This is a genomic window from Limnohabitans sp. (genome assembly GCF_017848645.1).
Lineage (GTDB): Bacteria > Pseudomonadota > Gammaproteobacteria > Burkholderiales > Burkholderiaceae_C > Limnohabitans_A.
In genome coordinates this window covers 71,622-86,298 of sequence record NZ_JAFEIF010000002.1, presented here as the reverse complement: position 1 = coordinate 86,298, position 14,677 = coordinate 71,622, and the positions used below count along the sequence as shown (strand labels likewise).

Sequence of the window (14,677 nt, the reverse complement as noted above, 5' to 3'; positions counted from 1 at the left end):
GGATTGTAATGACATGAAGACACTGGTAATTGCAGAGAAGCCTTCGGTGGCTCAAGACATCGTCAAAGCCTTGACGCCGACCTCGGGCAAGTTCGAGAAACACGACGACCATTTCGAAAACGACCGCTATGTGGTCACCAGCGCCGTGGGCCACTTGGTGGAGATCCAGGCCCCCGAGCAATACGACGTCAAACGCGGCAAGTGGAGCTTTGCCAATTTGCCGGTGATTCCGCCGCACTTTGACTTGAAGCCGGTGGACAAAACCAAGAGCCGCTTGACGGCCGTGGTCAGGCAAGCCAAGCGCAAGGACGTGAACGCCCTCATCAACGCCTGCGACGCCGGCCGCGAGGGCGAGTTGATCTTCCGCCTGATCGAGCAGTACGCAGGCGGCACCAAGGCGCTGGACAAGCCAGTGCAACGCCTGTGGCTGCAGTCCATGACGCCCCAAGCCATCCGCGATGGCTTTGACAACCTGCGCACCAACACCCAGATGCAGGGCCTGGCCGACGCCGCCCGCAGCCGCTCGGAGGCCGATTGGCTGGTGGGCATCAACGGCACCCGCGCCATGACCGCGTTCAATTCGCGCGATGGCGGCTTCTTTTTGACCACCGTGGGCCGGGTGCAAACACCCACGCTGGCCGTGGTGGTCGAGCGCGAGGAGCAGATCCGCAAATTCATCAGCCGTGACTATTGGGAAATCCACGCCGAGTTCGCCGCCGCTGCAGGCACCTACCCGGGCAAGTGGTTTGACCCCGCATGGAAAAAGGACGAGGACGCCGAAAAGAAAGCCGACCGCAAGTGGACGGCTGCCGAAGCCCAAGCCATTGTTGAGGCTGTGCGCGGCAAGACGGCCAACGTGACCGAAGAGGCCACACCCACCACACAAGCGAGCCCCGGTTTGTTTGACCTGACGAGTTTGCAGCGCGAGGCCAACGGCAAGTTCGGCTTCTCGGCCAAGACGACGCTGGCGCTGGCCCAAAGCCTCTACGAGCGCCACAAGGCCCTGACCTACCCCCGTACCGACTCGCGCCACCTGCCCGAGGACTACGTGCCCGTGGCCAAACAAACCTTTGAAATGCTGGCCGACAGTGGCATGCGCCACCTGGCCCCGCACGCGCTCACGGCCCTGAACAACAACTACGTGCGCAAGATCCCACGGGTGTTTGACAACAAAAAGGTCTCGGACCACTTCGCCATCATCCCCACGCTGCAAGCGCCCAGCGGCTTGTCTGAGGCGGAACAAAAGCTGTACGACTTGGTGGTGCGCCGCTTCATGGCGGTGTTCTTCCCCAGCGCCGAGTACCAAGTCACCACCCGCATCAGCGTGGCCGCAGGCCACAGCTTCAAGACCGTGGGCAAGGTGCTGGTCAAGCCGGGTTGGCTGGCGATTTACGGCAAGGAAGCCGCCGCCGAAGTGGAAGACGCCAAAGACGGTGACAAAGGCCAGAACCTGGTGCCGGTGCAGCCTGGCGAGCAAGTCGGTGTCGAGTCGGTCGAGGCCAAGGGCCTGAAGACCCGGCCGCCCGCCCGCTATTCAGAAGCCACCCTGCTGGGTGCCATGGAAGGCGCAGGCAAATTGGTGGACGACGACGAACTGCGCGAAGCCATGCAGGAAAAAGGCCTGGGCACACCCGCCACGCGTGCGGCCATCATCGAGGGCCTGCTGAACGAAAAATACATGCTGCGCGAAGGCCGCGAGATCATCCCCACGGCCAAGGCCTTCCAGCTCATGACGCTGCTGCGCGGCTTGCAGGTCGAAGAACTCTCGCGCCCCGAACTCACGGGCGAGTGGGAATACAAGCTCGCGCAAATGGAGCAAGGCAAATTGAGCCGCGCCACCTTCATGGCCGAGATCGCGGCCATGACCGAGCACATCGTCAAAAAAGCCAAAGAGTACGACCGCGACACCGTGCCGGGTGACTACACCACACTGAGCACGCCTTGCCCCAATTGCGGCGGTGTGGTCAAAGAAAACTACCGCAGGTACACCTGCACCGGGGCCGATGGCGCGAGCGACGGCTGTGGCTTCTCGTTTGGCAAGTCGCCTGCGGGCCGCACCTTTGAACAAGCCGAAGTCGAGCAGTTCATGCGCGACAAAAAAATCGGCCCGCTGGACGGCTTCCGCTCCAAGGCGGGTTGGCCTTTTGTGGCCGAGATGGCGCTCAAATACAACGAAGAAGAAAAGAACTGGAAGCTCGAATTCGACTTTGGTGACGACAAGAAGAACGAAGAGAGTGGCGAGATCGTCGAGTTCACCGACGAGTCTCTGGGCTCATGCCCTAAGTGCGGCAGCCCGGTGCACGAGCACGGCAGCAACTACCTGTGCAGCAAAGCCGTGCCCACCCACTCACAGCCCACACCGAGTTGCGACTTCAAGACCGGCAAACTCATCTTGCAGCAACCCATCGAGCGTGAGCAGGTCGTCAAACTGCTGACCAACGGCAAAACCGATGTGCTCGACAAGTTCGTCAGCAACCGCACCCGCCGCAGCTTCAAGGCCATGCTGGCCTGGAACCCCGAAGAGGGCAAGGTGACGTTCGAATTCGAGCCGCGTGAAGGCGGCAAGAAATACCCACCGCGCAAAACGGCTGCGACCAAAACACCGTTTGGCAAAGCGGCGGCCAAGAAAACCACAGCCAAGACGGCGGCCGCCAAAACCGCCAAGGCCCCAGCCGCCAAAAAAGCCGCCAAACCTGCCGCCGAAAAAGCCCCGCGCAAAGCCGCCGTGGGCACCCTCAAACCCAGCCCGGCCCTGATGGCCGTGATTGGCGACGGCACCTTTGCGCGCACCGAAGTGGTCAAAAAAATCTGGGACTACATCAAGGCCAACAACCTGCAGGACCCGGCAGACAAGCGCTCCATCAAAGCCGATGGCAAGTTGCAAGCGGTGTTTGGCAAAGACCAGGCCACCATGTTCGAGCTGGCAGGGATCATTGGCAAGCACCTGAGCTGAGTCCGCAAGCCGAACCCCAAAAAACGCCACGCCCGTCGTGGCGTTTTTGTGGGCCATGCGCAAGCCGCTCAGACCCTCAAGGTGCGTGCAACACCAGCTTCACGGGCAAAGCGTCCAGCAGGGGTTTGAGCGTGTTCCAAGCAGCGGCAGGCGTGGCGCGGGCGTCCACCGCCACCATGGCATCGCCTGTGGCCAGCACCTGTGGCCATTGCGCGGGCTCAAGCGGCAAGGGTGACATCGCGTTGTGGATCAGTTTCTGCACCACCGCCGCAGTGGCCAGGGTGCGCAATTCGGGTTTGTAAATTTTGCCCACGTTGGTCACCGGCATGGCGCTCAGCACCGTGACCGATTTGGGTTTGGCAGGGCCTTCGTCCACACCCTCGGCCGTGAAGGCAAGCAACTCGGCTTCGGTCACCTGGCTGCCGGGTTTGAGGGTGGCAAAGGCCACAGGCAATTCGCCCGCGTAGGCGTCTGGCGCACCGACTGCCGCGCACAAGGCCACCGCCGGATGCGCGCCCAGTGCGTCTTCGATCACTTTGGGGTCGATGTTGTGGCCGCTGCGGATGATCAGGTCCTTGGCCCGGCCCGACAGGTGCAGGCGGCCTTGTGTGTCGATGAAGCCCACATCGCCCGTGATGAGCCAGCCGTCGGGCGTGAAACTGCGCGCTGTCTCCGCGGCATCCAGGTAGCCAGAAAACAAATTCGGCCCTTGGTAGAGCACCATGCCTTTGTCGCCTGCGGGCAGGGCGTGCGTTGTGGCCTGGTCATCGCTGTTCAGCGCGACGATGCGCACACGCGCATGCGGCAATGGCCAACCGACGCAGCCTGCGGGCGCACTCAAGCCCGGCGGGGCCACGGTGCTCAGACCGGCGGTTTCGGTCATGCCCAGGCTCTCGTTGATGTGCAAACCGAAGGCTTGTTCAAAGCGCTGCGCCAGCTCAGGCGGCAGCGGCGCTGCGCCCGTGCGCACGGCACGCAGGGTGGAGATGTCGGCCCCCTGCAGCGGCACGCCCGCCAATGCAGCCAGCACCGTGGGCACGCCCGACATCAGCGTGCAGCGGTGGTGCGCCACCAGCCGCCAATAGTTTTTCACCACCTCGCGGTTGCGAAACAAGGCCTCGGTCGGAATGATCACATGCATGCCCACCGCCAGCGAGCACAAAGCCCCGGGCAACACGCCCGCCACATGGAACAGCGGGTAGCCATTGATCGTCACATCGCTGGCCTGAAAGCCCTGCATCGTGGCATTGGCCCAAGCGGTGAAGACCTGCGCGCCATGGCTGTGCCGCGCCAGTTTGGGCGCGCCGGTGGTGCCGCCTGTGTGAAAGTAAGCCGCGATGTCCGTGGGCTGAAAAGTCCGTTGGCTGAGCAGGTGGTCGGCCACTTGCGTAGCCCGCAAGGCGTGGAAGTCTTGCGCACCTGCAGGCAGCGCGTCACCATCTTGAAGTGGGCCTCCATCTGGATTGACCAGCAACACCGTCTTCAAACTGGGCAATTGCGCTTGCAGCCGCAAGGCTTTGGACCGCAACTGGCTGTCGTCTTCAGCGCCATGCGCGATCAGCACTTTGGCGTTGCTGGCCCGCAGCAGCGACAGCAGTTTTTCATCGCTGAGCAGCGGGTTGAGCGGCTGCACAATGCCCGCCGCCTCGCCGCCCCACAGCGCCAGGTGGTAAGCCAGGCCGCCGGGCAACAAAACCCCCATGGCGTCTTGAGGACCTACACCCAGCTGGTGCAACAAATTGGCGGTTTGGTGGATGCCTTGCAGCAAGCGGCGGTAGGTCCAGGTGGTGACCGTACCGCCGGGCAGGCCCGTGTGCAAAAAGCTCAGCGCAGGCTGCTCGGCATGAACCAAGGCGCTGGCTCGGATCAGCGCATAGGTGTTGGTCCAAGGCGCGGCCTCGGCCAGTGGCGTGGCCTCGATGCGGTGGATGTCGGCCAGGCTTTGAACGGGGGATGAAACAGTCAGGTGCATGACCCATGTTAGCCAGCACCTGAGGCTGACTTTGTCTCGCAAGTGGCAAGCGGGTGCTTTTCAATCCGCCAGTCATGTCACCATGTCCACTTTGCAAGCTTTCAGGGATCCCCCATGCACGATGCCAGCACCCTACCCACTTTTGACGACGTCCTGGCCGCTGCCGCGCGGCTGCAAGGGCATGCCCACCGCACGCCGGTGCTGCAGTCGCGCACGCTCAACGCGCAGTTGGGCGCGCAGGCGTTTATCAAATGCGAAAACTTCCAGCGAATGGGGGCCTTCAAGTTCCGCGGCGGCTTCAATGCCCTGTCGCGGCTGACACCTGCCGAGCGCCGCGCCGGGGTGGTGGCTTACTCGTCGGGCAACCACGCACAGGCCGTGGCTTTGTCGGCGCAGATTCTGGACATCCCGGCCACCATCGTCATGCCGCACGACGCCTCGCCTGCCAAGTTGGCCGCTACCCGGGGCTACGGCGCGCAGGTGGTGGGCTATGACCGTTACAAGGACGATGCACTGGCCATTGCGCAGGGCATTGCCGCCGCACAGGGCAGGCGCTTCATTCCACCGTTTGACCACCCGGATGTGCTCAGTGGCCAGGGCACAGCCGCGCTGGAGTTGTTTCAGGAAGTGGGCGAGCTCGACGCCTTGTTCGTGTGCCTGGGCGGCGGCGGCCTGCTCAGCGGCAGCGCCTTGGCGGCCAAGGCGCTGTCGCCAAACTGCAAAATTTACGGCGTCGAGCCCGAAGCGGGCAACGATGTGCAGCAGTCCTTGCAACAGGGCCAGCGGGTGCGCATTGCCACCCCGGTGACGATTGCCGACGGTGCGCAAACGCCCATGGTCGGCGAAATCACCTTCGAGATCATCCGTCGCCTGGTGGACGACGTGCACACCGTGACCGATGCGCAACTGATTGAGGCAATGCGCTTTTACGTCGAACGCATGAAGATGGTGGTCGAGCCCACGGGTTGTTTGTCGCTGGCGGCCGCCCTTCAAGCGACCGGGCAATTGCAAGGCCAGCGCGTGGGCATCATTGTCAGCGGCGGCAATGTGGACCTGGCCCGCTTTGCGCAGCTGCTGGGACAGGGCTGAAATCGGGGCCATCGGGCCGCTCCGCACCACAGCCACACCACCACAGCCAAAGACTGCTATGGCACTGCGACAAGCCTGTTCGGCTCAAGCCTCCAGTGTCATCAAACTGGCGTTGCCCCCCGCAGCGGCGGTGTTGGTGCTGATGCTGCGCTCGCTCACCAGGCGTGTCAGCGGCACGGCGGCATCGCCCGGGCGCAAGGCCGTGAGCGTGACGATGGCCCCCGGCCCCTGCGCCAGCTGCGCTTGCCAGAGCAAAGTGGTGGCTGCGTCGCCGTGCAGCAAGGCTGCGTCTACCGGGTGGCCGTTGGCAATCTCTTCCAGCATCACCTGGCTTTGCACCGCAGCAGGCAGCTGCGCGTGCTGCGCCTGCGCAGACAGCGGCCACACGGCGTGGCTGCCCACGGCCAGCACGGCAGCCAGTTGGGTCAGGCGATCGGCATTGGCACCGGGCTGCTCGCCCGTCAGGCACAGCACCCTTGCACGGGCTTGCACACGGTAGACGTTGCGCTCGCCGGTGGGCCCGCTCAGGGTGGCTTGCAGACCTGCCGGGCTGGCCGCGGCAAATTGCGCACACACATGCGCGAGCGGCAAACGGCCTTGGGCCACCGCCCATTCGTGCAGGGCTTGCAGCGCAGGGGTGGCCTGAGGCAGCGCTGCCGCACCGCTGGCCTGCACGCTGCGCAAGGCGGCGTCCTGCGGGCAACGTGCCAACAATCGCAAAAGGTAAAGCGGACCACCCGCTTTGGGGCCGGTGCCCGAGAGGCCTTCACCACCAAAGGGCTGCACGCCCACCACCGCGCCCACCATGTTGCGGTTCACATAGACGTTGCCCGCGTGGCTGTGGTCAATGACCTGCGCGATGGTCTCTTCGATGCGCGAATGCACGCCCAGCGTGAGGGCGTAGCCGGTGGCGTGGATGCTTTGCAGCAGCTGAGGCAATTCACTGCGGGCATAGCGCACGATGTGCAGCACCGGGCCGAACACTTCTCGCTTCAGTTGGGCGATGCTGTCGATCTGGATCAGCGTGGCTTGCACATAGGTGCCTGCGGGCAAGGTGTCTGGCGCTTTGGCGCGGTGGATTTGGCAGCCGCGTTGCGCCATGGCGCTCACATGCGCCTCGATGCCTGTGCGTGCCCGCTCGTCGATCACCGGCCCCACGTCCACGGCCAGATGCGCGGGCGCACCCATGCGGATTTCGGCCATCGCGCCTTGCAGCATTTCGATCAGGCGGTCGGCCACATCGTCCTGCACACACAGCACGCGCAGGGCCGAGCAGCGCTGACCGGCCGCCTCAAAGGCCGAGGCCACGGCATCGGTCACCACCTGCTCCAGCAAGGCCGACGAATCCACCACCATGCAGTTTTGCCCGCCGGTCTCGGCGATCAGCGGCACGGGCTGACCATGCGCGTTCAGACGCTCGGCCAGCGCGGCTTGCAGTACGCGGGCGGTCTCGGTGGAGCCGGTGAACAGTACGCCTTGCACGCGGGCATCGCGCACCAGCTGCATGCCCACCTCGCGGCCCTGGCCTTGCAGCAGTTGCACAGCAGCCTGGGGCACGCCGGCTTGCCACAAGGTCTGCACGGCCAGCGCGGCAATGGCGGGCGTGGACTCGGCCGGTTTGCCCAGCACCGTGTTGCCTGAAGCCAGCGCGGCGGCCACCTGCCCCACAAAAATCGCCAACGGAAAATTCCACGGGCTGATGCAGACCACCGGGCCCAGCGGCATGTGGGTGTTGTTGTCAAAGTCGCGGCGCACCTGTGCGGCGTAATAACGCAAAAAGTCCACCGCCTCACGCAGTTCGGCCACGGCGTGGCCCCAGGTCTTGCCCGCTTCGCGCACCAGCAGGGCCATCACGCGGGGCGCATCGGCTTGCAGCAGATCGGCGGCCTGCTCCAGCATCGCAGCGCGTTGTGCGGGTGGCGTGGCGGCCCAACTGAGTGCGGCTTCGCTGGCCGTTTGCAGGGCAGCCTCCACATCGGCCGCACTGGCGTATTGCACTGTGCCCAGCACATCGCTGTGGTCGGCGGGGTTGCGCAGGTTGATGCGTTCAGCGCCCACAAAAGGCGTGGCCATCAGAGGTGTCACCGCCACCGTTTGCACCTGCGCTTGCATGTCGGCGGCCAGCTGGCGCAGTGTGGGTTCGTGCGCCAGATCCGGGCCGCTGGAGTTGCGGCGGGCCGCGCCATACAGCTGCGCGGGCAGCGCGATTTGCGGATGAGGCTGCCCAGGGCTGCTGTCTTCACGCTGGGCATCTTCTTCGGTGCGCACCACCGGGTCCTGCACCAGATCGTCAACCGACACACTGGCGTCGGCCATACGGTTGACGAACGAGCTGTTGGCCCCGTTTTCGAGCAGGCGGCGCACCAGGTAGGCCAGCAGGGTTTCGTGCGTGCCCACGGGCGCGTAGATGCGGCAGGGCCGCTGCAGTGGACCCACCACCTGCCGGAACAGCGGCTCGCCCATGCCGTGCAGGCACTGGAACTCGTATTGGCCCGGCGCGTAGTCGCCGTGCATGTCCTGTGCCATGTGCACGATGGCCGCCAGCGTGTGCGCGTTGTGGGTGGCGAATTGCGGGTACACCGCATCCGGCGCGGCCAGCAGTTTTTGGGCGCAGGCCAGGTAAGACACGTCGGTGTGGTGTTTGCGGGTGAAGACCGGGTAGTCACTTTGCCCGTCGAGCTGGGCGCGTTTGATTTCGCTGTCCCAATACGCGCCTTTGACCAGGCGCACCATCAGCCGGTGGCCTGTGCGGCGTGCCAAGTCCACCACAAAATCGATCACCAAGGGGCAGCGCTTTTGGTAGGCCTGGATCACAAAGCCGATGCCGTGCCAGCCTTGCAGGCTGGGGGCCAGGCACAGGGCCTCGAGCAGGTCGAGCGAGATGTCCAGGCGGTCCACCTCTTCGGCGTCGATGTTCAGGCCAATATCGTAATGTTTCGCCAACTCGGTGAGCTTCAACACACGCGGCAACAGTTCATCCATCACGCGCTGGTGCTGGGCGCGGCTGTAGCGTGGGTGCAGGGCCGACAGCTTGATCGAGATGCCCGGGCCTTGAATGACGCCCTGCCCGTTCGATGCTTTGCCAATGGCGTGGATGGCGTTTTCATAAGAGCGGAAATAGCGCTGCGCATCGGCTTCGGTGAGCGCGGCTTCGCCCAGCATGTCGTAGGAGTAGCAAAAGCCTTGCGCCTCCAGGGTGCGGGCGCGGTGCAGTGCCTCGTCAATCGTCTCGCCTGTGACGAACTGTTCGCCCAGCATCTGCATGGCCAGTTGCACGCCCTGGCGGATCAGCGGTTGGCCGCTCTTGCCGATCAGCCGGGTGAGCGAGGCCAGCATCGCGCCCTCGCTGTGCGTGGCCACCAGTTTGCCTGTGAGCAGCAGGCCCCACGACGCCGCATTCACAAACAGCGAGGGGCTGCGGCCCACATGCTGGTGCCAGTCGCCCTGGCCGATCTTGTCGCGGATCAGCGCGTCGCGTGTGGCCGCATCGGGGATGCGCAGCAGCGCCTCGGCTAGGCACATCAGGGCCACGCCCTCTTCGCTCGACAGCGCATATTCCTGCATCAGACTTTGCACGCGACCGGCACGACCGCCCTGCTGTGGGCCTTCGCGCATGCCCGTCACCAGTTGGCGGGCCAGCGCGTCGGTGCGTTCGGCTTGGGGGCCGCTCACGCGGGCGGCGGCCAGCAAGGGGGCCAGGGCCTGCGCTTCAGGCAGGCGGGTGGCGCGGGCGATGGCTTCGCGCAGGGCGCTGCGCTCGGGCAAGGGGCCGCCGGGGGTGAAGTGGGCGCCCGTGGGCAGGGTGTTTGGGGTCATGGGTGCGTTCATGGTGGTGGCCTTGCAAATGCCATTGGTGTGGTTCTGCGGTCATGTCGGGGCTGAAGCCGCCGACCTACAGAGACAGGTTCTTGTAGGTCGGTGGCTTCAGCCCCGACAATGACCTTTAAGCGACATGAATCGCTATCATCCGGATATGCGCATGAATGTTTCACCAAAATTCACGACATGTAACGAATAAAAATCCAGATGAACCCCTCAAGCCCAGACATTGACCGCACCGACCGCCGCATCCTAGACCTGCTGCAACGCGATGGCCGCATCAGCAACCTCAAGCTCGCCGAAGGCGTGGCGCTGTCGCCCACGGCGGTGTTGGCGCGGGTGCAGCGCCTCACGCGCGAGGGCTTCATCCTGGGCTACGAGGCGCGGCTGAACCCGCTCAAACTGGGCGCGGGGATGATGGTGTTTGTGGAAATCCTGCTCGACCGCACCAGCCCCAATGTGTTTGAACAGTTCAAGGCGGCGGTGCAGGTGCGCCCAGAGATCCTGGAGTGCCACATGGTGGCCGGGGGTTTTGACTACCTGCTCAAGACCCGCGCTGCCGACATGAACGCCTACCGCGAATTTGCGGGCACCGTGCTGTGGCAACTGCCCGGCGTGCGCGAGACGCGCACCTACGCGGTGATGGAAGAGGTCAAGAACACGACAGCGCTGGCTTTATAGAGATGGCCCCAAAGGCTGTGCACACCAAGGCAACCTCAACAGTCTCGCCCTCCCCGCAATTCGGTGCTTGGGGTTCACACAGGCGACAGCGCCTGACTGCAGCCCATTCCAGAATGGACACCTCCTTTCACCCCATACCAGAGACTCACATGCAACACATCGGATTTGTCGGCGCTTCGGGTTTGATGGGCCATGGCATGGCCAAGAACATCCGGGCCAAGGGGTTTGACTTGTCGATTTCGGTGCACCAGCGCACCGCGCCCGTGCAGGACCTGTTGGCCGCAGGTGCCCGCCAGGTGGACAGTTATGCCGACTTGGCGGCATGCGACGCGGTGCTCATTTGTGTGACCGGCTCGCCCCAGGTCGAGGCGGTGGTGGCCGGGCCGGGCGGCATTTTGTCCCAGGCACGCGCGGGCCTGATCGTCATCGACACCTCCACCAGCGAGCCCGAATCCACCCGCCGCTTGGCCGCGTTGTGCGCCGAGCAGGGCGTGATTTATGTGGACGCGCCGCTCACACGCACGCCCATTGAGGCCGAGGCGGGCAAGCTCAACTCCATGGTGGGCGCAACGCCTGGGGTGTTCGCCCGCATCGAGCCAGTGATTCGGGCCTACAGCGAAAACGTGTTCCATGTGGGCGAGATGGGCGCAGGCCACGTCATCAAATTGCTCAACAATTTTGTGGCGCAGGCCATTTGCACCGCCACAGCAGAGGCCTTTGCGGTGGGGGCCAAGGCGGGCGTGGACCTTGACCAACTGGTGCAGGTCATCTCGGCCGGGGGCGTCAATTCGGGCCTGTTCCAGCTGATGAGCAAAACCCTGCAGGGCGACTACGGCGCGATGAAGTTCGAGCTGAACAACGCGGCCAAGGATTTGCGTTATTACTCACACCTGACCGAGAGCGTGAAGGTGCCCTCCATCATCGGCACCAGCGTGCACCAAGCCCTGAACACGGCCGTGGCTTTGGGCTACGGCAGTGAGATGGTGCCCTCGCTGGTCAAGGCGCAGGCCCAGCTCAACCAGGTCACGATCGTCAAGGCTTGAAGGTTTGTCCACCCGGCGTTGAAGGACGCCGCTGTCGATTCACTTCAGATGGCCCGACAGAAATTGCTGCAGGCGTTCGCTGCTGGGCTGCAGCAGGATGTCGCGGGGTGCACCTTGCTCCTCGACACGGCCTTGGTGCAAAAACATCACCTCGCTGGAGACCTCGCGGGCAAAGCCCATTTCGTGGGTCACCACCACCATGGTCCGGCCTTCTTGGGCGAGGGCTTGCATCACGCGCAGCACTTCACCCACCAATTCAGGGTCGAGGGCCGAAGTGGGTTCGTCAAACAACATCACCTCCGGCTCCATGGCCAAGGCACGGGCAATGGCCACACGCTGCTGCATGCCGCCCGAAATGTGGGCTGGATAAAGCTGCATGGCTTGCGGCTTCAGGCCCACTTTATCCAGGTAGTTCTGGGCTCGCTCACGGGCCTGGGCGCGGCTCAAACCCAGCACTTGTATGGGTGCCTCCATGACGTTTTCCAGCACCGTCATGTGGCTCCACAAATTGAAATGCTGAAACACCATGCCCAAGCGGGTGCGCAAACGTTCCAGCTGGCGTGGCTGTGTGGCTTGCAGCAGGCCATCGGCACCTTGGCTGAGTGACAGCGCTTCGCCAGCCACACTGATGCTGCCACTGTTGGGGCGCTCGAGCAGGTTGATGCAGCGCAAAAAAGTGCTTTTGCCCGAACCACTGGAGCCAATGATGCTGATGACATCGCCAGCTTGGGCCGTGAGCGAGACGCCTTTGAGCACCTCGTGCGTGCCAAAGCGTTTGTGGATGTCATGGACTTGGAGCTTGGTGCTCATGGGGTGTGCTCCAGAACTAATCGGATGGTCGTGGCCGCAGATGGGCCAGCCAGCGCTTTTCGGCAAGACGGAACAACTGAACCAAGACCAGAGTGAGTGACAAATAGATCAGGCCTGCGCTGATGAAGGCCTCAAACGGCAGGTAAAAATCGGCATAGATCGAGCGTGCCGCGCCCGTGATGTCGAGCAAAGCCGGTACAGCGCTGGCCAGCGATGTGCTGTGCAGCATCATGATCACTTCATTGGCGTAGCCGGGCAAACTGCGGCGCAGGGCCGATGGCAAGACAATGCGGCGCAAACAAGCCCATTCGCTCAGGCCGCACGCGCGTGCGGCCTCGATTTCACCCGGTGGCACATGGCGCATGGCCCCGGCCAGCAGCTCGGTGGTGTAGGCGCAGGTGTTCAGGGAAAACGCCAGCGCGGCGCAGAAAAAAGGCTCTTTGAAGCCGCGCCAGAAAAACGAATCGTCCCAGCGTGCCTGGATGTATTCCATCTGCCCCAGGCCGTAATAAATCAGGTACACCTGAATCAGCAAGGGTGTGCCGCGCACCACATAGGTGAATAGCCAGGCGGGCCCGCGCAACCAGACTCGCTTGGACACCCGGGCCAGCGCCATGGGCAAGGACAGCAAGCCGCCCACGAGCAATGACACCAGCAGCAGCGACAGCGTGTTGAGGCTGCCCTCCCAGAACAAACGCAAGTTTTCCGGGCGCAAGATGACATCAAATTCCATCTAGCCTTGCTCCTGCCGAACGCCCATGCTGTATTTTTTCTCCAGCCAACCCAGCACGAGCATCGAGACCGAGGTCATGGCCAGATACAGCAAGGCGGCAAAGGCCAGAAACAGCAGTGGCGCGTTGGCGATTTCTCCACGCGCTGCGGCCCCAGCTTGTTTGGCCAGATAGGTCATGTCATGCAAACCCAGCAAAGACACCAAGGCGGTGGACTTCATCAGCACCAACCAGTTGTTGGTGAAACCGGGCAAGGCCAGTCGGACCATTTGCGGCAAGGTGATGCGCCAGAACACCAGCCAAGGCCGCATGCCAAAGGCCATGCCCGCTTCCATCTGGCCTTTGGGGATGGCCAAAATGGCCCCACGAAAGGTCTCTGTCATGTAGGCGCCATAAATGAAGCCGATGGTCAGCACGCCTGCGGTGAAGGGGTCGATCTCGATGGGGTCCCAATCGACCACTTCCAGCAGCGCGTTCAGCCCGATCTGCCCCCCGTAAAACAGCAGCAGCATCAGCACCAGATCGGGGATGCCCCGGATCACGGTGGCATAGACATTGGCGACCCAGACTGCCATTGGTCGGCCTGAAATTTTGGCCACGGCCCCGGCCATGCCGAGCACCATTGCCACCAACAAGGACGCCAGCCCGACCTGAAGGACGAGCAGCGAGCCTTCAAGGATGCTCAGGAGGTAAGGGGTCATGCCAGCGACTGTGCTGCCGATGCGGGGTCATTCGCCCCAAAGGTCAACGCCTGGCACAAATTCATCGGCGATCTTTTTCCAGGTGCCATCGGCCCGGATGTCCGTGATGGCTTTGTCCAAAGCGCTTTTGAGCTCTTTGTCCCCCTTGCGCATGGCCACGCCCACGCCTTCGCCAAAATACTTGCTCATCCTGAGCGAGGGGCCCACAAACACATGGTTTTTGCCATCGGGTGTGCTCAAAAATCCGCCTTGGACTTCGACCACATCGGCCACGGTGCCGTCGAGGCGACCAGCTTTGATGTCGAGGTAAACCTGATCCTGCGCGTCATAAGCGACCACACTCACGCCCGCTGGGGCGAGTTCGCCCTTGGCGTACTTTTCCTGGGTCGAACCCTTGAGCACGCCAATCTTCTTGCCTTTCAGGCTGGCAGGGGTGCCATCGGTCTTGATGTCCTTGCGCACCACAATTTTGGAGGGTGTGTTGTAGTACTTGCCCGTGAACGCTACCTGACGCAAGCGCTCCTGTGTCACCGACATCGAGGAAATGATGGTGTCGTATTTCTTGGCCATCAGGCCCGGAATCATCGCGTCCCATTGTTGCTCGACAAACACGCACTTGGCTTTGACCTTGTCACACAAGGCCTGTGCAATCTTCACGTCAAAGCCCGTGGGCTTGCCATCGGGCGTCTTGAAGGTAAAGGGCTTGTAGGTCGGGTCAATAGCGACGCGGATTTCCTTCCACTCTTTGGCTGACACAGACCCGCTAACGGCCATGAGCATGGCACCCCAAAGCAAGGATTTTTTGAACATGAAAACAATCTCCATTGTGGTGACTCAAGTTCTTTAAAAGATATTAAAGAACACAAATTTGTATTTTT

At 63.0% G+C, this 14,677-nt stretch carries 10 protein-coding genes; 4 read left to right on the top strand and 6 right to left on the bottom strand.

What is annotated here, in order from left to right; genetic code table 11:
• Positions 1-13: 13 nt before the first annotated feature.
• Entirely contained in the window at positions 14-2,953 is a 2,940-nt protein-coding gene (locus QZ190_RS00470; RefSeq protein WP_291912234.1) for a DNA topoisomerase III, read from the top strand.
• Between the two features lie 76 nt (positions 2,954-3,029).
• Here the strand turns inward: QZ190_RS00470 and QZ190_RS00465 are convergent, their stop codons facing one another.
• Entirely contained in the window at positions 3,030-4,925 is a 1,896-nt protein-coding gene (locus QZ190_RS00465; RefSeq protein WP_291912232.1) for an acyl-CoA synthetase, read from the bottom strand.
• Between the two features lie 114 nt (positions 4,926-5,039).
• On the opposite strand from QZ190_RS00465, the gene QZ190_RS00460 reads away from it, so the two are divergent.
• On the top strand, positions 5,040-6,014 hold the full coding sequence (locus tag QZ190_RS00460) for a threo-3-hydroxy-L-aspartate ammonia-lyase (protein WP_291912231.1): 975 nt from the start codon (positions 5,040-5,042) through the stop codon (positions 6,012-6,014).
• A gap of 84 nt (positions 6,015-6,098) precedes the next feature.
• On the opposite strand, the gene putA is transcribed toward QZ190_RS00460, so the two are convergent.
• The gene (gene putA / locus QZ190_RS00455) at positions 6,099-9,842 is read right to left on the bottom strand and encodes a trifunctional transcriptional regulator/proline dehydrogenase/L-glutamate gamma-semialdehyde dehydrogenase (RefSeq protein WP_291912229.1); all 3,744 of its coding nucleotides are present in this window, start codon (positions 9,840-9,842) and stop codon (positions 6,099-6,101) included.
• A 198-nt stretch (positions 9,843-10,040) separates the two neighbouring features.
• Here putA and QZ190_RS00450 point away from each other — a divergent pair, with 198 nt between their 5' ends.
• Positions 10,041-10,514 carry an Lrp/AsnC ligand binding domain-containing protein gene (locus tag QZ190_RS00450; protein WP_291912227.1) on the top strand — a complete coding sequence of 158 codons (474 nt, stop codon included), beginning with the start codon at positions 10,041-10,043 and terminating at the stop codon, positions 10,512-10,514.
• A gap of 149 nt (positions 10,515-10,663) precedes the next feature.
• Entirely contained in the window at positions 10,664-11,557 is an 894-nt protein-coding gene (locus QZ190_RS00445; protein WP_291912225.1) for an NAD(P)-dependent oxidoreductase, read from the top strand.
• Positions 11,558-11,596: 39 nt separating this feature from the next.
• Here QZ190_RS00445 and QZ190_RS00440 read toward each other — a convergent pair whose 3' ends face one another.
• The 4 genes from QZ190_RS00440 to QZ190_RS00425 are packed head-to-tail and all read right to left on the bottom strand — an operon-like array spanning position 11,597 to position 14,609.
• Positions 11,597-12,367, bottom strand: coding sequence for an ABC transporter ATP-binding protein (locus QZ190_RS00440; protein WP_291912222.1), 771 nt, complete (start codon positions 12,365-12,367; stop codon positions 11,597-11,599).
• 16 nt (positions 12,368-12,383) lie between these two features.
• Positions 12,384-13,100, bottom strand: coding sequence for an ABC transporter permease (locus tag QZ190_RS00435; protein WP_291912220.1), 717 nt, complete (start codon positions 13,098-13,100; stop codon positions 12,384-12,386).
• Positions 13,101-13,799 (bottom strand): ABC transporter permease subunit, encoded by a 699-nt coding sequence (locus QZ190_RS00430; protein ID WP_291912218.1) that lies wholly within the window; start codon positions 13,797-13,799, stop codon positions 13,101-13,103. It abuts the gene before it with no gap.
• 27 nt (positions 13,800-13,826) lie between these two features.
• Positions 13,827-14,609: an ABC transporter substrate-binding protein gene (locus QZ190_RS00425; RefSeq protein WP_291912216.1), complete on the bottom strand. Its 783-nt coding sequence runs from the start codon at positions 14,607-14,609 to the stop codon at positions 13,827-13,829.
• Between the last annotated feature and the right edge of the window lie 68 nt (positions 14,610-14,677).

Excerpts from the sequence above, each read along its gene's own strand:
- QZ190_RS00470 (WP_291912234.1), top strand. The coding sequence starts at position 14 with ATGAAGACACTGGTAATTGCAGAGAAGCCTTCGGTGGCTCAAGACATC.
- QZ190_RS00465 (WP_291912232.1), bottom strand. The coding sequence starts at position 4,925 with ATGCACCTGACTGTTTCATCCCCCGTTCAAAGCCTGGCCGACATCCAC.
- QZ190_RS00460 (WP_291912231.1), top strand. The coding sequence starts at position 5,040 with ATGCACGATGCCAGCACCCTACCCACTTTTGACGACGTCCTGGCCGCT.
- putA (WP_291912229.1), bottom strand. The coding sequence starts at position 9,842 with ATGAACGCACCCATGACCCCAAACACCCTGCCCACGGGCGCCCACTTC.
- QZ190_RS00450 (WP_291912227.1), top strand. The coding sequence starts at position 10,041 with ATGAACCCCTCAAGCCCAGACATTGACCGCACCGACCGCCGCATCCTA.
- QZ190_RS00445 (WP_291912225.1), top strand. The coding sequence starts at position 10,664 with ATGCAACACATCGGATTTGTCGGCGCTTCGGGTTTGATGGGCCATGGC.
- QZ190_RS00440 (WP_291912222.1), bottom strand. The coding sequence starts at position 12,367 with ATGAGCACCAAGCTCCAAGTCCATGACATCCACAAACGCTTTGGCACG.
- QZ190_RS00435 (WP_291912220.1), bottom strand. The coding sequence starts at position 13,100 with ATGGAATTTGATGTCATCTTGCGCCCGGAAAACTTGCGTTTGTTCTGG.
- QZ190_RS00430 (WP_291912218.1), bottom strand. The coding sequence starts at position 13,799 with ATGACCCCTTACCTCCTGAGCATCCTTGAAGGCTCGCTGCTCGTCCTT.
- QZ190_RS00425 (WP_291912216.1), bottom strand. The coding sequence starts at position 14,609 with ATGTTCAAAAAATCCTTGCTTTGGGGTGCCATGCTCATGGCCGTTAGC.